The organism is Ochrobactrum sp. Q0168 (assembly GCF_016427605.1).
Classification (GTDB): domain Bacteria; phylum Pseudomonadota; class Alphaproteobacteria; order Rhizobiales; family Rhizobiaceae; genus Brucella.
In genome coordinates, this window is record NZ_JAELXQ010000005.1 from 187,500 (window position 1) to 206,424 (window position 18,925).

Below are 18,925 nucleotides of genomic sequence, written 5' to 3' on the forward strand. Positions count from 1 at the left end.
CCAGCTATAGGCCAATAATAGAGCGGCTCCGTTGTTCCGGTCGGAAACAGGAACCGCTCCAAAGATTAAGAGCCTGAATCAAAAAGCGGCATGTGTGTGCAAAAATGGTGATTTTCGAGTACCGGAGCGGAGCGTACTTAAGGTACGTGAGCACCGGAAGCCTCGCATAATGCCGAAAAGTTGCAGACTTTTCGGTTCATATTATGCGACAGCAAATCTCAAAGCGCCATTTGCAGCCACACAGGGCGACTTTTGGAACGGGCTCTAAGACTGCCGTTCCAGATAAGGCAGCTCACGCGGCTGGATCGTGCTGGCCAGCGTATTGATGCGCAGCATGGCGCGTTCGTGCGAGATTTGCAGATGATGCACGAGCGCGCGTTGTGCTCCGGCCAGATTGTCGGACTGAAGACACGTCACGATCTCGAGATGCTCCGGCAAAAACGGTTCCGACGCGAAAAGCCCCGATGTCCACTGATACAGGAAATGATGCGCGACGAGCAGGGTCTGCGGCAGCCTTATCGCCTCCAGCAAAGATGCACTGTCGCAATGGCCGAGAAGCTCGACATGCAGTTCCTGTTCCAGCCGGTCCAGTGTTTCGCCCGTAACCAATGGGGCGGCTACCGCTTCATCGAGATTGCGGCGAACCCTTTCCAAAAATCCCTCAGGCAGTCGGGGCAGCGCTTTTTCAAGCGCCAGCGGCTCAAGCACCCATCGCAGCTCGAACAGATCGTGGATGTGTTTGTCGGTGAGCGCCGGTGCAAACCAGCGCCCGCGCTCGTCCTTCCGGATGACGCCGCGCTGCTGTAACCGGGCCATGACATCTTGCGCCACCGTGCGGCTGACACCATAATGCTTTGCCAATGCCAGCGCATTGACGCGCCAACCGTCCAGCGATGTGCGGGCGAAAATCTCGCTTTCGATTTCCGTATAAATGAGTTGCCAGCTGGGCAGGAACTGCATGCGGCCGTCCGCGCTTCTTCTGACATGGGGATCGCCGTTGGAACAATCCGCTCCGTTGGCCGCCGCTTCTACGGCAATGGCATAACCACGCCCCTCCGCCTTGCGAATGAGGCCGCGCTGCGCGAGTTCGACCAGCGCCTGTCGCGCCGGAACCCGGCTGATGCCAAACAGTTCCGCCACCCAGCTTTCCGTCAGTCGTCTATCTTTCGGGATAGCACCATTGGCAATATCCGCCGCCAGACTGTCACGTGCGCGCTGATAGAGTTTGGGTGCGATATTCCGCGTCATGTCATTTGCCTCCCCTGAATGCGTCCGGCTTCTTGTTATTTTGTCCGGTTTATCCCGATACCCACAGGCACGGTTTCTCCTATGTCGGAATCGATAAGCCTGTATACAACCCATTGAGTCCAATATGGTTTGCGGACTGCCATTTATCCTCGAGAACGTCTGGCGGATGCTCCCGTAAAGGGGGGCTTATCCCGCTAATATATCTCGGATTGCGTCTCCCAAAAAATTCGTATAGTGCATGCACAATACATTATGGCCGGAGGAGTTTCACAGTGCAACAGGCAGTTGACCAGGCTGCGTTTTCGCTTGCCTCGCTAGATCGGTTCTGCCGCGAGGTTTTTTCCGCATGCGGTGCGGATGATGCAACCGCTGACGCGGCAACGCGCGCGATGATGCATGGCACACGCTACGGCGTGGACAGCCACGGCGTTCGCCTGCTTGCGCATTATGTGACGGCGCTTGAGGGCGGTCGTGTCAACAAGACGCCGAAGCTGAAGGCCGTCCGCAGCTTTGGCGCCATCGAAACGCTCGACGCCGACGATGCCCATGGCGCGCTGGCGGCCTATACCGCGATGGATCGCGCCATTGCGCTCTCCGAGCAGTTCGGCATCGGCGCAGTCGCCATTCGCAACAGCTCGCACTTTGCCGCCGCCGGGGCCTACGCGCTTGAGGCAGCGCGGCAGGGCCGAATTGGTCTTGCGGTCTGCAATTCCGACAGTTTCGTGCGCCTTCACGATGGCGCAATGCGGTTCCACGGCACCAATCCGATTTCGGTCGGCGTGCCGACTACGGACGATAATCCGTGGCTACTCGATATGGCCACAAGCTCGATCCCCTATAACCGCGTGCTGCTCTATCGCAGCCTCGGCGTCGAGCTGCCGCAGGGCGTTGCTTCCGATCTCAACGGTGTGGATACGCGCGATGCGGAAGCGGTCGAAATGCTGGCGCCCCTTGGCGGCGAATTCGGCTTCAAGGGCGCAGCCCTTGCCGGTGTTGCGGAAATTCTCAGTGCCGTTCTGACCGGTATGAAACTCAGCTTCGATATTGCTCCGATGGGCGGTCCGGATTTTTCCACGCCGCGCGGCATGGGCGCTTTCGTCCTGGCGATCAAGCCGGAAGCCTTTATCGAGCGCGATGTCTTCGATGCGGGCATGACCCGATATCTCGAAACATTGCGCAATTCGCCAGCTCGCGAAGGCTGCACTGTGATGGCTGCAGGCGACCGCGAATGGCGCGTTGCTGAAGAGCGCGAGCAGAGTGGCGTCACCATCGATCCGGTGACGTGGCAATCATTCGGCGAAATGGCTGAAAAATACCGTGTGGCCTTGCCCGCCTGAATAAGACGGTCATAGCACATAAACAAACCCGTCAGGGCGGTTACAGCAATGCAATCGCTCTGAACATCATTCGAACTGCGACGACATATCCCGGGAGGATATTGGGAATGAACACTTCAAACAAGGCGCCATTCGGCGCCAGCCGCTTCCGGTATTTCATACTTTTCATGTGTTTTATCGGCATCGCGATCAATTATCTCGATCGCGCGAATATGAGCGTGGCGCTGCCCTTCATCGATTCCGAACTGGGCCTGAACCTCACCAACACCCAGAAGGGCCTCATCCTTGGCGCCTTCTTCTGGGCCTATGACGGCATGATGCTGTTTGCAGGCTGGATTACCGACAAGCTGGGAGCGCGCAAGAGCTTCTCGCTCGCCGCCATCTGGTGGTCGGTCTTCACCGCCGTCACCCCGCTCGCCAACAGCTTCTGGTCTTTCTTCACCGTCCGTTTCTTCCTCGGCGCTGGTGAAGCCCCTGCCTATCCGGCAGCGACCAAGGCGGCTTCGCGCTGGTTCCCGAGAAGCGAACGCGCTTTCGCAACCGCTGTGATTGATTCCGGTTCGCGCGTCGGCACGGTTCTGGCCCTGCCGATCGTCACCGCGATCATCGCATTCGCGACCTGGCATTATTCCTTCATCATCCTGGGTGCTGTCGGTATCGTCTGGGCGTTCTTCTGGTATGTCACCTATCGCGATCCGTCCGAACATCCGCGCGCCAACGATCTGGAACGCCAGTACATCATCCAGAACGGTGCCCGCACCGACGATAATGACAGCGAAGAAGCCCAGAAGATACGTTGGGCCGACCTGTTCCGTTATCGCACCGTCTGGGGCATGATGCTCGGCTTCTTCTGCCTGAACTTCGTCATCTACTTCTTCCTGACCTGGTTCCCGACCTATCTGAAGACCGCACGCGGCCTGAACCTCGCTGAACTTGGCCTCTATGGCATGATCCCCGGCCTTGCCGCCGTCGTCACCGCCTGGATCGCTGGCCTTCTGGCCGACCGCGCCATCCGCAACGGCGCCAATGTTACCACGGTTCGCAAGATCGTCATGGTCGGCGGCATGCTGGGCGGCGCAGCCATTCTCCCGGCGGCACTGGTTGAATCGCTCTATGCAGCTTTGTTCTTCCTGGCGATTTCCTATAGCAGCCTTGCGGTTGCAGCGACCGCGATCTGGTCCCTGCCAGCCGACGTTGCACCAAGCTCGCGCCACGTGGCTTCGATCGGCGGCATCCAGAATTTTGCGTCGAACATTGCCGGCATCATCAGCCCGTTCCTGTTCGGCTTTCTGCTGGATCAGTTCGGCGGCAGCTATACGCCGTCGTTCCTGATGGCCGCCATCATGGCCGTTGTCGGTGCATGCTCCTATGCATTCATCGTCGGTCGTGCGGAGCCTCTGCCGATCCTCCCTCCCCGCTCGTAAGTCTATCATCGAGCGCTGACCAAAAAAGCCCCCATCCGGATGATCCGGATGGGGGCTTTTCTTTTCCAGATATCACGAACCGGCATTGATCTGGCTCGCGCTCAGTAAGGGGATGCCGCATTCAGCCACGACAGCGGTGATGATATGGCAGCGGAACCAAGCGCCCAAGCAAGGATTGTACCGATAACGGCCGGGTATATGGAGCACCCTCAAGCGCCGGACAAATCCAAAAGGTGATATAGGAGCGACTGCCTGCCGAGCCTATAGTCCTCGACTTGACCGAATTCGACGCAATTCGGCGCTGCTGGCAGCGAACCTTTCATCCAGCTGCGCACCAGCTTTGATCCGGACCTAACTGAGCGTTCAAGCCGTACAGCCTGGTTCGACGGTGCACCAACCGGACAAAAACGGGTCGTTTCGACTACGGAATGGAAAACTTCAAAATATAGAGAATAAATGATAATTTATCGCATACGAAAGCTAAAACGCCATTAGGTTTCCCTAGCGCGACTCTCTCAAAACCGTTTTTCTAAGGCGATTTTTACCGTTAAGGCGGGCTCGCCGCTCTCAAAAAGAATCTGCCTAACGATACTTTGATCGTAACGCGAAGAAGTTAAAAAATCTACTGCATCCAACGCTGAAATCACAAAAAACATCATTCGTTGCCAATTCAACCCCGGCTGGGCCGGTCGCTCTTAGACATTAAGCGGTTCTTCCCCGACAGGTTTGCGCATTTGACTAATGACCCCTGTCGGCACTGTTGATTTCACTTTCGCTCCGAGGCAAGACGTATCTGGAAAGATACGAGCCGGACAACCGGGCGCAAAGCGCTCGTGACGATTCGGAACGCCCATCCATCACCCAAAAAGCGTGGAGGATGACAATAAATGACTCCACCTTCTGTGAGCAGCATGCTGCAAACAATGATAGACTGCCGTCTAATCTCGATAAAATCATTTAAAAACAAATCGATAAATGAATTCGATTCGGAAAGATAAAATTCTTTGTAATTTTTAAATGCCTGCTAACCCTTTGTTAATTCGGGCAGCTCTTGCGATACTAAAAGAATCGGACATAATGACGGTATTTAGGCGGTATTAGTTCCGATGCCGTCATTAGGGATCCCAACGTAATGAATATCGCAAATTCAACAGCGGCATTGTCGTTTGACGACATGATATTGACGCAGGGGAGAGAAATCTCCCGCAAGCTCAATCTGCTGCGCCATGAAAACTTCCCACCAGACGCGCGGAAAAATCTGCGTCAGTTTTCCATGGCCGAAGCTGCATATTTCCTTGGCGTTTCACCCAGCAATCTGAAGAAACTACATCTCGAAGGCAAGGGCGTCGAGCCGACCATTTTGACAGGTGGACGCCGTGCTTACAGCGTAGACCAGTTGCATGAACTGCGTTTGTGGCTCGACCAGAACGGTCGCGCTGAAGTGAAGCGCTATGTTCCGCACCGCCGGGCCCATGAAAAGCTCCAGGTCATCGGGGTCGTCAATTTCAAGGGCGGCTCAGGCAAGACCACGACGGCGGCGCATCTTGCACAGCATCTCGCCTTGACCGGCCATCGTGTGCTGGCCATCGATCTCGATCCGCAGGCCTCTTTGTCGGCACTGCACGGTATCCAGCCAGAGCTCGATGAATTCCCGTCGCTCTATGAAGCCATTCGTTACGATTCCGAAAAGAAGCCCATCCGCGATGTCATTCGCCGGACGAACTTCCCCGGTCTCGACATTATACCGGCGATGCTGGAACTGCAGGAGTATGAATATGATACGCCTTTGGCCATGCAGAATGGCGGCGAGGGCAAGATGTTCTGGAACCGCATCGCCACGGCCTTGGCCGAGGTCGACGATTCCTACGACGTCGTCGTGATCGACTGCCCTCCCCAGCTTGGCTATCTGACGCTGACGGCACTGTCCGCCGCAACATCGGTGCTGATTACGGTTCATCCGCAGATGCTCGACCTTATGTCGATGTCGCAGTTCCTGCTGATGCTAGGCGATATTCTGAAAACCGTTCGTCAGGCTGGCGGTGCAGTACAGCTCGACTGGTTCCGCTATCTGATTACCCGTTATGAACCGACTGACGTGCCCCAGGCGCAGATGGTGGGTTTCATGCAGAGCATGCTGGCCTCTCACATGCTCAAGCATCAGATGCTGAAATCGACGGCCATATCGGATGCCGGCCTGACCAAACAAACGCTTTACGAAGTCGAACGTTCATCCATGAACCGCGGCACTTATGATCGCGCGATGGAAGCCATGGAAGCGGTCAATTCTGAGATCCGCGGCCTTATCCACGAAGCATGGGGACGTTAGACTGCCGTCTAAAACGGCAAATACGCAATAAAATCAGGTCTCTGACCGGTTTGAGGAATAGAGAATGGCACGAAAGAACATCTTTGATAGCGTGATGCGGAACGAACCGGTGGCGGAACAGCCTTCCCAGCCGGTCGATGCCATATCGCGCCGGTTCGGCGCTGCCAAGTCGCTTTCCGCTTCGATTGATGAGCTCGCTAAACAGGCTTCACAAAGGCTTGATGGCGAAACCGTCGTGGAGCTTGACCCGTCCAGTCTCGATGCGTCTTTCGTGGCCGACCGCCTGCCTGAAGCAGACGATCAGGAGTATCGGGAGCTTCTCGAAGCCATTCGTGAGCGAGGTCAGGACAGCCCTATTCTGGTTCGCCCGCATCCTGAGACCAGCGACCGTTATATGATCGTCTTTGGTCATCGCCGTGCTCGGGTTGCACGCGAACTAGGCCTGAAGGTTAAAGCGGTTATCAAGCCGCTTGCCGATCTCGAGCATGTTTTGAGCCAGGGCCAGGAAAACTCGGCTCGCGCCAATCTGAGTTTCATCGAGCGTGTGCTGTTCGCAGCACGTCTGGAAGCGCTTGGTTTCGAGCGGGAAGCCATACGGGCCGCTTTGACTATCGACTATCAAACTCTGTCAAAGATGCTGACCATCCCGAAAGCGATACCAGAGGCCATTCTTCTGGCCATCGGTCCTGCCAAGGGCATTGGTCGTGACCGCTGGCTCGAACTGCGTAAGCTGATCGAGATTCCCGGTAAACAAGGCGCTGCAGAAGAACTGATGGCAACGGATGCTTTCAATGCAGCAACTTCGGCTGAACGCTTCGAACAGCTTTATGGTTATCTGAAGGGCGCCCGTCAGAAGAAGTCTGTCACCAAGGCGGCCTTGCGCCCCGGTGCGACATGGACGGCTGCGGACAAGTCCGTCAGCGCCACAATCAAGCAGAACGGCAAATCTGCAACGCTGGCGCTCGGTGCAGCCAATGGCCCACGATTTGCCGAATGGCTCTCACGCAATCTGGATACGCTCTATGCGTCGTTCCAGAATGACGAGAAGTAACAAGCATTCGGATTGGAAAGCGGTTATCGCAGCCCAGTCCAGTATCTGAGTACGATTATCTGCGTATCTGTATCGCGTAATTGAGAGCATTTTCAGCCAAAGTCCGAAACGGCTTTGCATCGAGAAAATGTTCCCACAAAGAGATGAGCCGTTTCGACGATCCCGTTGGAAGAGTGCTCGAAGGAAAAGGAACGAGATAGCAAAAGAAAAAGGCCCCCAAACGTCGCCGTGTGGAAGCCCTTCTCATTGGTTTAGCAGCTAGAGAATCGCAAATCCACGAATCACTGTCAAGTGTCTTAAGCGTCTTTTCGGCGGGTGGATTTCTTTTGCCTTGTGGAAGGTGAAAGAAAATGGAGATGCATTTGGCTTCGACGCCGTTTGGCAGTCGACCGATGACGGCTGCCTTGTTGGCAGCGCAACGCAATGCCCGACAAATGCCGCAAGACCTCACCGTCGATAAGTGGCAGCTGCATCGTTGGCTGTGTGAAGCAAAGACGACCTATGGCCTTAATGATCGCTCGCTGGCGGTTCTGTCAGCATTGCTGTCCTTTCATCCGGATAATCAGCTCAAGGCCAATGACGGCATGATCGTCTTTCCGTCCAACAAGCAGTTGGCGCTGCGTGCCCATGGCATGGCAGACGCTACATTGCGGCGTCATCTTGGCGCGCTGGTCGATGCCGGTTTCATCACCCGCCAGGACAGCCCGAACGGCAAACGCTATGCACGCCGCGCCAAAAGCGGCGAGTTGCAGATTGCATTTGGCTTTTCGCTCGCTCCCTTATTGTTGCGCGCGGATGAACTTAAGGCTTCAGCCGAACAGGTGAGGGCAGATAAGGCAGCATTGCGCGGTCAGCGCGAACGTTTGACGTTGCTGCGTCGCGATATCACCAAGCTGATTGAATTTGCCATGGCCGAGAAGCTTTCCGGCGATTGGTTGGCGATCAACCAGCGCTTTCGGACCATTGTCGATACCATTCCGCGTCGTGCGGAACGCGATGAGCTGGCTCTGTTGGTCACTGCGATGGAAACACTTTCGGATGAAATCGATAAGCTTCTGAATATGCATCAAAATACAGAAAATCTGAGCGGCAATGAGTCTCAAAATGAGCGGCAGCAAATTGAATCGAATCCAGATTCCTTTTTTGAAAAGGACAGCATTTCACAAATCGACCAGCGCCAGATCATAATCGATAACGCACAGAGCGAACCGACGATCTCGCTCGATATGGTCCTTCGAGCTTGCCCGGAGATCGAAGCTTATTCACCGAGCCCTATCCTGCAATGGCATGGATTGGTGGATGCAGCCGAGACTATACGCTGTTTCCTCGGGATCGACGCAAAGCTCTATGATTTGGCTAAAAAGACGCTCGGAAACTATAATACGGCCATCGCAATTGCCTATATTCTGCAGCGTTATGATCAGATTCGATCCGCTGGAGGATATCTGCGTATATTGACAGAAAAGGCTGCGGACAGTGGCTTCTCGATCAAGCCGATGATGTTGGCCGCGCTGAATGCACAACGTCGCGCTCATTAGGCAGTAACAGCAAATTTATCGAATATACCGTTTCGCAGAGACCAAAAAGGAGAGTAATCGATACCGAAAGTGCTTAGTGCTACGCAAGAAAAGGAAACAAAGGAAGATATTATATGTTCCTAATATTTCAACAACTTGCGTTTGGAAGCACGATAGGTTTGATCAATGTTGTTCTGCATGCTTTGGCGACGATCGTGGTGATCAAGACGACGCGGCTTATTCATAAATCATTGCAGAAATACGCTATGCTGGCGCTGATCTCGACAATGTCGGTTGCCGCATCAGTTTTGCTGGCAACACAGGTCATCGAAATCATTATATGGTCGGTATCTTACAACATGGTTCTCGCCATACCCGCTGGGGCAGACGCACTTTATTTCGCGTTCGTGAATTTTACCTCATTGGGATATGGGGATATAGTTCCGCTCGAACGCTGGCATCTCATGGGTCCGATGACCGCAATGAATGGTGTTTTGCTGTTCGGCTGGTCAACAGCAGTACTCTTTCAGGTCCTGACTTTCGCGTTACAAAACCAGAAGACGACGAGCTTTGTCCCAAGACTGGCCACCGATGAGAACGCCCAATAGCCAAGTCCAAGTAGGGCCGATCATCCGACAAACGTAGTATTTAAGAAGCGGAGTATCCGTGCAGTGAATTTGACTATCGATTTCATCAAATATGTTTCTATCGTCTTCATCGGTCTTCTGCCGATCATGAACCCGCTCACCACTATTCCGCTTTATATGGCTTTGACCAAGCGGATGAGCAAAGAGAACAGACGCAGACAAGCCATAAAGGCCTGCCTCTACGCATTCTCCATCCTGACGGCTTTTCTTCTGCTGGGACAGGGGATCATCGCGCTGTTCAATATATCGCTGCCCGGCATTCGGGTTGCGGGCGGCATTATCATCATGATCCTAGCGCTTCGAATGATCTTTTCCGGCGAGGACACGTCTTCGGAAGTCAATGTCGAGCCTTCCGAGATCAAGAAGGCTGAGATTGATTATTCCTTTTCGCCACTTGCCATGCCCAGTCTTGCGGGTCCGGGATCGATTGCCGTGGTGATGAGCTTCGGGTCACAGATACCTGCTGAACATCCGATCATCGGCCACATCATCGTTATAGTCGCCATCCTGTTAACGGTCGGCATCGCTTACGCAGCGCTATCGTCGGCGACGTTCATCGAGAAAGTGCTTGGCGAACATGGTATGCAGGCGATCACCAAGATCATGGGCTTTCTCCTGACCTGCATTGCCGTGCAGTTTCTGGCCTCCGGCGTCCACGATTTCTATATCGAGTTCGCCAAACTGTAAGCGTTCGTCTCATTCCATGGCGATGCTGTGATCGACTTCCTGCGCGATCTTCGGCTTGCGGAGCAAAAGAACGAGCGGCATCGCCATAAGCGACATCAGCATTAGCAGCTTGAAGTCATCGATATAGGAGATGATTGTCGCCTGTTGCGTGATGATATTGTCCAGAAGCGCGCGTCCGGTGGCAGTGGTCGGATTGAGATATTGCGAAACAATTGCGCCATCGAAATGATGATTGAACGGCGTGACATAGGCGCTGATATCCGCGTGATTGGCCTGAACATTTTCTGTCAGCAGGGCCGCTACAATCGATATGCCGACGCTTGATCCAATATTGCGCGAGAGATTGTACAAGCCAGTGCCGTCGCCGCGCAGATGCGTGGGGAGGGTGGAAAAGGCAATCGTGGTGAGCGGCACGAACAGGAAGCCAAGACCCGCACCCTGAATGAACCCGACCCGCACAATGGTCCATTGAGAAATATTGGGCGTCCAGCCGGTCATTTCATACATGGCCCAGGCCGTCAGTCCGAGACCGGTCAAAAGCAGATAGCGTGAATCGACACGGCCAATCAGTTTGCCGACCAGAAACATGCAGGCCATGGTTCCCATGCCGCGCGGGCCCATCACGATACCGGCGGTGGTCACCGGATAGCCCATCAAGGTCTGAAGATAAGGCGTCATCAGCGCCAGCGACGCCAGATAGGTCACGCCGATGATGAAGATGAAGAGCATGCTTACCGAGAAATTGCGGTCCAGAAACAGCTGCGGTTTGACGAAAGAATTCTCTGCCGTGAATGTATGCACCACAAGCAGATAGAGTGCCGCTGCACAAACCAGTGACTCGATGACGATTTCGCTCGATGAAAACCAGTCCATCTGCTCGCCGCGATCGAGAAACAATTGCAGTGAGGCAATGGCTAGACTGAGCAGACCGAAGCCGGTCCAGTCCAATCGCGCCGTCCGATCTATCTTCGTTTCAGACACGAAGACCATGATCCCCGCAAAAGCCAGCGCACCAATCGGCACATTGATATAGAAAACCCAGCGCCAGCTCATATTATCGGTGAGCCAGCCGCCAATGACCGGTCCGAGAACCGGGCCAACCATCACCGAAACGCCGAAAAGCGCCATGGCGGAGCCACGTTCTTCCAGCGTGTAGATATCGAGCAGAATGCCTTGCGACAGCGGCACCAGTGAAGCGCCGAACAGGCCCTGCAAAAGTCGGAAACCGACGATCTGCGGCAAGGATTGCGCGAGGCCGCACAGGACGGAGGCCAGAACGAAGCCCGCAATGGCTGCCAGCAACACGCGCTTGCGACCGAATTTGGCGGCGAGAAAGCCCGATGGTGGCGTCATGATCGCGGCCGCCACGATATAGGAGGTCAGCACCCAGTTGATCTGGTCGGCGCTTGCCGAAACGCTGCCCTGAATATAGGGCAGGGCGACATTGGCAATCGTCGTATCCAGCGCCTGCATGATGACCGCGAGAATGACGCAAGCGGTGATCGCGCCGCGATGTGCGACGATGGACGCGCCGGAAATGGCGACGTTAGACATGGTTTCCACCGCCGAAAAGATTGGTAATGAAGCGCGGCAGGCCGCGCGCGTGGCCGGTATCGACTTCAACATTGACGCTCATGCCGACACGCAGTGGCGGTTGGCCGTTCTTGTTGTCGATGCTGACACGCATGGGGATGCGCTGCACGACCTTGACCCAGTTGCCGGACGTGTTCTGCGCTGGCAGCAGCGAGAAGCTGGAGCCGGAAGCCGGGCTGATGCTGGCGACTTTGCCCTCCCAACGCGCATCGGGATAGGTATCGACCGAAATCGTCACAGGCTGGCCAGGTTCAATCCCGGTCAGTTCGGTTTCCTTCGGATTGGCGGTGATCCAGAGATGATCGGACGAAACCAGCGAAAATGCCTGTTGCGCGGCTTGCAGATAAGAGCCGACCTGCAGGCTGTTCACATTGGTGACAATGCCATCGAAGGGGGCGCGAATGGTGGCGTCATCAAGCTGGCGCTGGGCTTCATCCAGCTTGGCTTTGGCCTGCAGATAAAGCGGGTTCTGTTCCACCGGCTGGTCGGCATTGCCGCCGAGCTGGGCAAGCGCCGACTGAGCCTGCGCCTTGGCCACGGCAACCTTCTGCTGCGCAGCATCGAGATCGTGCTTTGCCTGATCGAGTGTCGCGCGCGACGACGCGCTGGTCGCCACGAGATCCTGCTGCCGCTTGAAAGTGGCCTGATAGAAAGGCAGATCGGCCTCGGCCTGTGTGATTTCGGCAAGCGATTGCTGGTAGCCGGCCTGTAGCGCCAAAATCTGATTGCGCACATGGCCGAGTTCGGCCTGCGCGCCTTCAAGCGCAATGGCAAAGGAATCCGGCTTCAGGCGGAACAGCACCTGTCCGGCTTTGACCAGCTCGTTTTCATGCACGTCGATACCGGCGACAAGCCCCGAAACATCGGTCGAGATGCCCACCATATCGGCCTGCACATAGGCATTGTCGGTCGAAACGTAGCGCCCGCCGGTGACATAGAAATAGCCGCCGACCACAAGCGCCAGCGGCAGAAGCGAAAACATCATGCGGCGGCGCTTCAACCGGCGGCGTGCGGCGATGTCGCTTGCGCCGGGCTTTGGGGTCGTGTGGATGGCGCTTTGCGGCTGCGCGGACGGAGCAGTGCTTTCGGCGTGGGTTTCTCGACGTGCTTCAGGCTCATCCCGTTCGATCGTGGCGGGATGTTTTACGATATTGGACGTGTCAGTCATGCTCTGTATCTTCGTTGACGATTTCGGGACTTGCGGGAGACCGGCAAGCCCGGGAGAGATTGTCTTTCATCGACAGGAGGGTCTGGATCAGCTGTTCCTGCTCCGCCTGCGAAACACCTTCAAGCGCCTCGGCCCGCGTTTCGCCGCCGAGTTCGCGCATATCTTCCAGAAGCGGCTTTGCCGCCTCGCAAATGTAAATCAGATGCGCACGCCGATCGGTCGGGTGGGGTCGCCTTTCGACAAATCCCTGTTCGACAAGCCGGTCGAGAATGCGCGTGAGGGTTATAGCCTCCACGTCCAGCAGATCCGCCAGACTGCGTTGCATGATCCCGTCATTCTTCGAGAGGAATGCCAGCGTTTGCCACTGTGCCCGTGTCAGGCCAGTCCCGCGTGCGCGCTGCTCAAAACGTTTGCGAAGAAGGCGGGCCACATCATGCAACAGAAAACCGAGAACGCGGGTGTCCGCCACTTGTATGCCCACTTATTTATAAGCTACCTTATTATTTGTAGCTTATGACAAGTGCCTTGAATATGGCAAGTGAATTGGATCGCTGGTGGAAGCCAACGATTTCACAATCACGTGACACCTTGTTGGATGCGGGCCTTGCCGGTCAGCGCGCTGGTTGCGGCGTGACGGCTTCCAGCCACTTCGCGCGATAGGCGGCATGGACACTGCCGGAAGCGCCATCGTCCGGCTGATAGATTCTGCCGTGCTTTTCCTTTGGGGTTGCACCTGCCAGAAGCCCTGCACCGGTGGCCGTACCGGTTGATCCGGCAATGGCCTCAACCGCGCGGCCTGAAAAATTCGCCAATGTTTTCAGATAAATAGCATTATCGGAAAAAGGACCCTCGACCACAATGGGCCCCTTCGCGCCCAGCAGGCTAAGGCAGCTTTCCGTCATGAGCGCGGCATAGATGCAGGCGGCAGCGTAGCGTTCGGCATCGCTTGGCTGATCCGCATTGCGCCAGCGCAGATGCGTGTCGGGGAAAGGGCCGCAGCCCGGAACGGCTGAGGGCAGGGCCATGATGCTGCGATGCAAAACCTGCGCGGCAAGCGCGTCATATTCAGAAGGCGAGGGCTTTTGCAGCCCTTCGGTCATCAGATCGAATTCGCGCCCGCCCATATAGCGCGCCGAAGGCACGGCCCGCCCATAGGCATCGACATTGGCGAGCGTATCGCGCTTCGGGTCCAGCTGGTCGAGATTGCCGCCCACGGCAAAGCTCACCACCCATGTGCCCGTCGAAACCACGGAAAATGAGCCTTTGCGATCCATCAGATGTGCGAGCAGCGATGCGTTGGAATCGTGAATGCCGCAATGCACCGGAACGGGGGAGGGTAGTCCGATTTCTGTCGCGATCTTCGGCAGCAATGGCCCAAGCGCATCGAAGGCGGAGCGCAGCGGCGGGAATTTTTCGCGAATATCCAGCCGGTCGACAAGCGCCGAAAAAGCCGATTGTTTCGGCAACCACAAATCCGTGTGGCAACCGAGCGACGTCACTTCCGATGTGGCAATGCCGGTCAGACGCCAGGCCCAATATTGCGGGTAGGTGAATATGAAATGGGTGCGCGCGAAATCGGCTGGAAAGACCGTCTTCAGATAGTGGAGCTGCGCGCCGAGATTGAGCCCAAGCGACAGCGTCGGCGAAAACGTATCGCGAAAATCCGGCTTGATGGCCGCATAGGCGGCGCGGATTTCGGCCGGATATTCAAGTTCATAGTCGAGAACCGGCATGGCCAGCGTGCCGTCTGCAGCGACAAGGGCGGCCGACGCGCCATGCGTGGTGATGGAAATGGCATCGAAGCCCGGCTCCCGCGCAAATTCCGACAGGCTTGCCAGAAAGAAGCGCCACAACGCCTCAATGTCATAATGCGGGTAGGGGCCGTCGCGCTGAACGGTGTTCGGCATGCGGCGCGCTGCAATTTCCTCACCGCCTGCCGCATCGATCACGACGACTTTGGCATTGGTCTTGCCGATATCGAGAATGGCAATGTTTTTCATGGGCGCTTCATGACATGTGAAACACGGGCTTGAGATCGACCGAAACCGGAGAATTATCGGCGTTCGTGGCCATGATGTCGGCCATATGCGCCCACCATTTCTTCATGACGGGATGGTCGGGCAGGGCCGCCATGCCGTGACCGGCGCTGCGCGTCAGCACGCCAAACAGGCTATTGGTTTCTTCATCGAGATAGATGGCATAGTCCGACACGCCCGCCGCGTGCAGAAGTTCGACCAGTTCGGGCCAGATCTCATCATGACGGCGGCGATATTCCGCTTCCATGCCGGGATTGAGCTTCATGCGAAATGCATAGCGTTCGGTGGTCATGCCACGCGCTTCCCCTTGAACTGCCGGATCAGGATCGGCAGCGAAATGGTGACGATCAGCAGGAGGCCGATGAAGATCGACATGACGATGCCCGGCACATTGAGAAGGCCTAGCCCGAAGGTCACGAGGCCCATCACGAAAGCCGCTATCACCACGCCGACGATTGTGCCCGATCCGCCGAGAATCGATACGCCGCCGAGCACGACCATGGTGACGATTTCCAGTTCCCAGCCTTGCGCGATGGAGGGGCGTGTGGAGCCGAGGCGCGACGTCAGGCAGACGGCGGCGATGCCGCTCATGACGCCGGTCATCAGGAAGAGGATGAATTTGGTTTTCTCGACCGGAATGCCGGAAAAGCGCGCCGCGAATTCATTATTGCCGATGGCATAGACGCGGCGTCCAAAGCTCGTGGCGTGCAGGAGCACGCCAAACAGCACGGCGAACAGAACGAACAGCGCGAATTCGAACGAAAAGACCCAGAACACATAGCCCTGTCCGAAATAAGCAAAGCTTTCCGGATAGCCGCCAAAGGCCTGATCGCCGAGCACAATATAGGAAATGCCGCGGAAAAGGCTCATCGTGCCGATGGTCACGACGATGGATGGCAGTTTCAGCCCGGCCACCAGCCCGCCATTGATCGCGCCGCAGACCAGGCCGGTGCCGATGCCGATGGCGACCAGACCCGGCGTGCCAACACCAGCCTGCGCCGCCGCGCCCATGGCGGTCGAGGAAAGCGCAATGATGGCGGCGACGGAAAGGTCGATTTCGCCGGAAATGATCAGAAGCGTCATCGCGAAGGCGATCAGCGCCTTTTCCGTAAAGTTGAACGTGGCGTCAGAGAGGTTCCACGCATCGAGGAAATAGGGCGAGGCGAAGGAATTCGCGATGAAGATCGCAATCGCCACGCCAAGCAGCAGCATTTCCCAACTGGCGAAGATGCGCGAGAAGGGCGTTCCGAGGCGATCGGGAATATGACGGCGCTGGTCGTTCATACCGGTCTCGCTCATGCCGCAACCTCCTCATAAGTCTTCGCGGCCTTGTCGCGCAGGATGATGCGTCCGCGCCGCTTTTCCTGCCGCGCATTGAAGATCACCGCCAGAATGATCACGGAACCGGAGATCGCCATTTGCCAGAAGGGCGATATGTCGATGACCGGCAAAGCGTTCTTGATGACACCGAGAAACAGCGCGCCCAGAACCGCACCGGCAACTGTGCCGATGCCACCGAGCGTCGAGATACCGCCGATGACGCAGGCCGCAACGCTGTCAAGTTCAAAACCATTGGCGATATCGACATAGGCGACGGCATAGCGCGAGACCCAGAGATAGCCGCACAGACCGGCAAGCGCACCCGACAGCACAAAGGCGAAGAAGCGTGTGCGGCCAACATCAATGCCGGTATAGACGGCGGCGGTCGGATTGCCGCCGGAGGCATAAAGGGCGCGCCCGAAGAATGTCCGCGTCAGCAGCACATAGACAAGCGCCACGATCAGGATCGCCGTCCAGCCCAAGAGCGGCAGGCCGAGAAAAGGCGTGCGTGGCGTGTTGAGGAAGGGCGCTGTCATCTGATGCGCATTCACCCAGGCGCCGCCGGACAGCACAAAGGCCATGCCACGATAGATGGTGAGCGTGCCAAGCGTGACGACAATCGCCGGAATATTGAGTTTCCAGACGAGAATGCCGTTGATCGCGCCCAAAACTGCACCGATGCCGATGGCAAGCACGATCAGCAGCACCAGAGGCAGGCCCGGATAGGTGGCGTTGAGCATTGCCACGGCCATGCCGGTAAAGGCGAGATTGGCAGCAACCGACAGATCGATGGATTTGGTCAGGATCACAGCCATCTGTCCAAGCGCGATGATGATCAGGATGGACGTGTCGTTGAATATGCCCGCCAGATTGCCAACGCTGGCAAAGCCCGGCGCGCGGCTTGCAAACAGGCCCACCAGAAGCGCGATGATGATGAGGAGCAGGAGTTCCCGCTGTTTCAGCACTTGTTTCATGATCTACTCCGCAGCCTGCTCAGCATTGCCTGTGGCGGCGCGCACCAGCACTTCCGCATCAAGGCTGGCGCGTTCGAAAACGCCTTCCATCAGGCCCTCGCGCATGACCATCACACGGTCCGACATGCCGATGATTTCCGGCAGCTCCGACGAGATCATGATGATGCTGAGCCCCTCGGCGGCCAATTCGCTGATAAAGGCATGAACCGCAGCCTTGGAGCCGATATCGATGCCCTTGGTCGGCTCGTCGAGAATGATGACCTTCGGATTGGTGGCGAGCCACTTGCCAATCACGACCTTCTGCTGATTGCCGCCGGATAGCGTCCCCACCGGTACGGAAAGCGCGGCGGCACGCAGGTCGAAGCGCTCGGCATATTTGCGCGCCAGCGCCAGTTCTTCCGCCATGCGCAGAAAACCATTGCGCGAGGTGCGGGCAAGCGACGGCAGCGAAACATTCTGAAAGATCGGCAGTTGCAGCACCGCGCCGTGGCGTCCGCGTTCTTCCGGCACATAGACGATGCCATGCGCCACCGCATCGCCGGGGCGGCGGATGCTGATCTCGCGATCTTCAAGCGTCACACGGCCACGGGATGGCTTGGTGATACCGAACAGCGATTGTGCGAATTCCGAGCGCCCGGCGCCGACAAGGCCGTAAACACCAAGGATTTCCCCCTTGCGCAGCTCGAAGGAAATGTCGCGAAATTCGGTCGGGTGCGAATAGTTTTCAACCTTCAACACCGGCTTGCCGATGGTGACATCCTGCTTGGGGAAGGCCTGATCGACAGACCGCCCGACCATCATGCGCACGATATCGTTCTGCCGCGTATCGGCGAGCGTGCCGTGCCCAACGGCGTGCCCGTCGCGGAAAACCGCATAATTATCGGCGATTTCGTAAACCTCATCGAATTTGTGGCTGATGAACAGGATGGCTTTGCCCTGCGCCTTCAGGCGCGCCACGATGCGAAACAGGTCGTCCACTTCCTTGCGCGACAAGGCTGCGGTCGGCTCGTCCATGATGACGATGCGCGAATCCACCGACAGCGCGCGGGCAATGGCCACCAGATGGCGCTGGGCGATGGAGAGTTCCTTGAGTTTTATCCGGGCATCGACCGTCGTTTCCAGCGAGGATAACAGCGCCTGCGAGCGGGCATAGACGGCCTTCCAGTTGACGAAGCCGAATTTCGTGCGCGGCGCATGGCCGAGATAGATGTTTTCGCCCACCGACAATTCGTCGAACAGCACAGTTTCCTGATGAATGGCCGTGACGCCTTGATCGGTCGCATCCTGTGCGGTTGCCAGATGCACCGGCTTGCCGTCGATGCGGATTTCGCCTTCGTCGGGCTGGTAGATGCCGGTGAGGATTTTCACGAGCGTGGACTTGCCCGCGCCGTTCTCGCCGATCAGCGCCGTCACCTTGCCGGGATAGAGCGCGATATTGACATCATCAAGCGCACGCACACCGGGAAATGTCTTGGCAATGCCGCGCATTTCCAGAATGGGCTGGTCCGTAGCGGCAAGCGTCGGCTCCGCGCCGGATTGAAAGGCTGCATTCATCGCAGATACCTGAAATCGGGTTTGGAAAACGATAGGCGGCATT

The 18,925-nt window shown here is 56.7% G+C and carries 16 protein-coding genes; 7 read left to right on the forward strand and 9 right to left on the reverse strand.

Annotation, left to right across the window (positions count from 1 at the left end):
• Positions 1-264: 264 nt before the first annotated feature.
• Positions 265-1,248 carry a GntR family transcriptional regulator gene (locus JAU75_RS11905; RefSeq protein ID WP_199056726.1) on the reverse strand — a complete coding sequence of 328 codons (984 nt, stop codon included), beginning with the start codon at positions 1,246-1,248 and terminating at the stop codon, positions 265-267.
• A 272-nt stretch (positions 1,249-1,520) separates the two neighbouring features.
• Here JAU75_RS11905 and JAU75_RS11910 point away from each other — a divergent pair, with 272 nt between their 5' ends.
• The 7 genes from JAU75_RS11910 to JAU75_RS11940 all read left to right on the forward strand — a co-directional run bounded on the left by JAU75_RS11910 (position 1,521) and on the right by JAU75_RS11940 (position 10,237).
• A complete protein-coding gene (locus JAU75_RS11910; RefSeq protein ID WP_199056727.1) occupies positions 1,521-2,585 on the forward strand; it encodes an Ldh family oxidoreductase in 1,065 nt (354 codons plus the stop codon).
• 107 nt (positions 2,586-2,692) lie between these two features.
• The gene (locus JAU75_RS11915) at positions 2,693-4,009 is read left to right on the forward strand and encodes an MFS transporter (RefSeq protein ID WP_199056728.1); all 1,317 of its coding nucleotides are present in this window, start codon (positions 2,693-2,695) and stop codon (positions 4,007-4,009) included.
• 1,132 nt (positions 4,010-5,141) lie between these two features.
• On the forward strand, positions 5,142-6,335 hold the full coding sequence (gene repA / locus JAU75_RS11920; RefSeq protein WP_199056729.1) for a plasmid partitioning protein RepA: 1,194 nt from the start codon (positions 5,142-5,144) through the stop codon (positions 6,333-6,335).
• 64 nt (positions 6,336-6,399) lie between these two features.
• On the forward strand, positions 6,400-7,386 hold the full coding sequence (gene repB / locus JAU75_RS11925; RefSeq protein WP_247880459.1) for a plasmid partitioning protein RepB: 987 nt from the start codon (positions 6,400-6,402) through the stop codon (positions 7,384-7,386).
• A gap of 350 nt (positions 7,387-7,736) precedes the next feature.
• Complete coding sequence (repC, locus tag JAU75_RS11930) at positions 7,737-8,924, forward strand: plasmid replication protein RepC (protein ID WP_199056730.1); 1,188 nt, start codon at positions 7,737-7,739, stop codon at positions 8,922-8,924.
• A 113-nt stretch (positions 8,925-9,037) separates the two neighbouring features.
• Entirely contained in the window at positions 9,038-9,511 is a 474-nt protein-coding gene (locus JAU75_RS11935) for a potassium channel family protein (protein ID WP_199056731.1), read from the forward strand.
• 63 nt (positions 9,512-9,574) lie between these two features.
• The gene (locus tag JAU75_RS11940) at positions 9,575-10,237 is read left to right on the forward strand and encodes a MarC family NAAT transporter (protein WP_199056732.1); all 663 of its coding nucleotides are present in this window, start codon (positions 9,575-9,577) and stop codon (positions 10,235-10,237) included.
• A gap of 9 nt (positions 10,238-10,246) precedes the next feature.
• On the opposite strand, the gene JAU75_RS11945 is transcribed toward JAU75_RS11940, so the two are convergent.
• The 8 genes from JAU75_RS11945 to JAU75_RS11980 all read right to left on the reverse strand — a co-directional run bounded on the left by JAU75_RS11945 (position 10,247) and on the right by JAU75_RS11980 (position 18,882).
• On the reverse strand, positions 10,247-11,791 hold the full coding sequence (locus tag JAU75_RS11945; RefSeq protein WP_199056733.1) for a DHA2 family efflux MFS transporter permease subunit: 1,545 nt from the start codon (positions 11,789-11,791) through the stop codon (positions 10,247-10,249).
• Entirely contained in the window at positions 11,784-12,998 is a 1,215-nt protein-coding gene (locus JAU75_RS11950; RefSeq protein ID WP_199056734.1) for an HlyD family secretion protein, read from the reverse strand. The genes JAU75_RS11945 and JAU75_RS11950 overlap by 8 nt, the downstream gene beginning before the upstream one ends.
• Entirely contained in the window at positions 12,991-13,467 is a 477-nt protein-coding gene (locus tag JAU75_RS11955) for a MarR family transcriptional regulator (RefSeq protein ID WP_199056735.1), read from the reverse strand. Before JAU75_RS11955 ends, JAU75_RS11950 begins: the two co-directional genes overlap by 8 nt.
• 142 nt (positions 13,468-13,609) lie before the next feature.
• On the reverse strand, positions 13,610-14,998 hold the full coding sequence (locus JAU75_RS11960; RefSeq protein WP_199056736.1) for an FGGY-family carbohydrate kinase: 1,389 nt from the start codon (positions 14,996-14,998) through the stop codon (positions 13,610-13,612).
• A gap of 7 nt (positions 14,999-15,005) precedes the next feature.
• Positions 15,006-15,326, reverse strand: a complete 321-nt coding sequence (gene rhaM / locus JAU75_RS11965; protein ID WP_199056737.1) for an L-rhamnose mutarotase — start codon at positions 15,324-15,326, stop codon at positions 15,006-15,008.
• A complete protein-coding gene (locus tag JAU75_RS11970) occupies positions 15,323-16,333 on the reverse strand; it encodes an ABC transporter permease (protein WP_247880460.1) in 1,011 nt (336 codons plus the stop codon). The genes rhaM and JAU75_RS11970 overlap by 4 nt, the downstream gene beginning before the upstream one ends.
• Positions 16,330-17,328 (reverse strand): ABC transporter permease, encoded by a 999-nt coding sequence (locus JAU75_RS11975; protein WP_199056738.1) that lies wholly within the window; start codon positions 17,326-17,328, stop codon positions 16,330-16,332. The genes JAU75_RS11970 and JAU75_RS11975 overlap by 4 nt, the downstream gene beginning before the upstream one ends.
• 3 nt (positions 17,329-17,331) lie before the next feature.
• Positions 17,332-18,882 (reverse strand): sugar ABC transporter ATP-binding protein, encoded by a 1,551-nt coding sequence (locus tag JAU75_RS11980; RefSeq protein ID WP_199056739.1) that lies wholly within the window; start codon positions 18,880-18,882, stop codon positions 17,332-17,334.
• Positions 18,883-18,925: the final 43 nt, after the last annotated feature.

Coding starts and splice junctions, on each gene's coding strand:
- JAU75_RS11970 (WP_247880460.1), bottom strand. CDS start 16,333: ATGAGCGAGACCGGTATGAACGACCAGCGCCGTCATATTCCCGATCGC.
- repB (WP_247880459.1), top strand. CDS start 6,400: ATGGCACGAAAGAACATCTTTGATAGCGTGATGCGGAACGAACCGGTG.
- JAU75_RS11980 (WP_199056739.1), bottom strand. CDS start 18,882: ATGAATGCAGCCTTTCAATCCGGCGCGGAGCCGACGCTTGCCGCTACG.
- JAU75_RS11905 (WP_199056726.1), bottom strand. CDS start 1,248: ATGACGCGGAATATCGCACCCAAACTCTATCAGCGCGCACGTGACAGT.
- repA (WP_199056729.1), top strand. CDS start 5,142: ATGAATATCGCAAATTCAACAGCGGCATTGTCGTTTGACGACATGATA.
- rhaM (WP_199056737.1), bottom strand. CDS start 15,326: ATGACCACCGAACGCTATGCATTTCGCATGAAGCTCAATCCCGGCATG.
- JAU75_RS11950 (WP_199056734.1), bottom strand. CDS start 12,998: ATGACTGACACGTCCAATATCGTAAAACATCCCGCCACGATCGAACGG.
- JAU75_RS11960 (WP_199056736.1), bottom strand. CDS start 14,998: ATGAAAAACATTGCCATTCTCGATATCGGCAAGACCAATGCCAAAGTC.
- JAU75_RS11915 (WP_199056728.1), top strand. CDS start 2,693: ATGAACACTTCAAACAAGGCGCCATTCGGCGCCAGCCGCTTCCGGTAT.
- JAU75_RS11945 (WP_199056733.1), bottom strand. CDS start 11,791: ATGTCTAACGTCGCCATTTCCGGCGCGTCCATCGTCGCACATCGCGGC.
- repC (WP_199056730.1), top strand. CDS start 7,737: ATGGAGATGCATTTGGCTTCGACGCCGTTTGGCAGTCGACCGATGACG.
- JAU75_RS11935 (WP_199056731.1), top strand. CDS start 9,038: ATGTTCCTAATATTTCAACAACTTGCGTTTGGAAGCACGATAGGTTTG.
- JAU75_RS11975 (WP_199056738.1), bottom strand. CDS start 17,328: ATGAAACAAGTGCTGAAACAGCGGGAACTCCTGCTCCTCATCATCATC.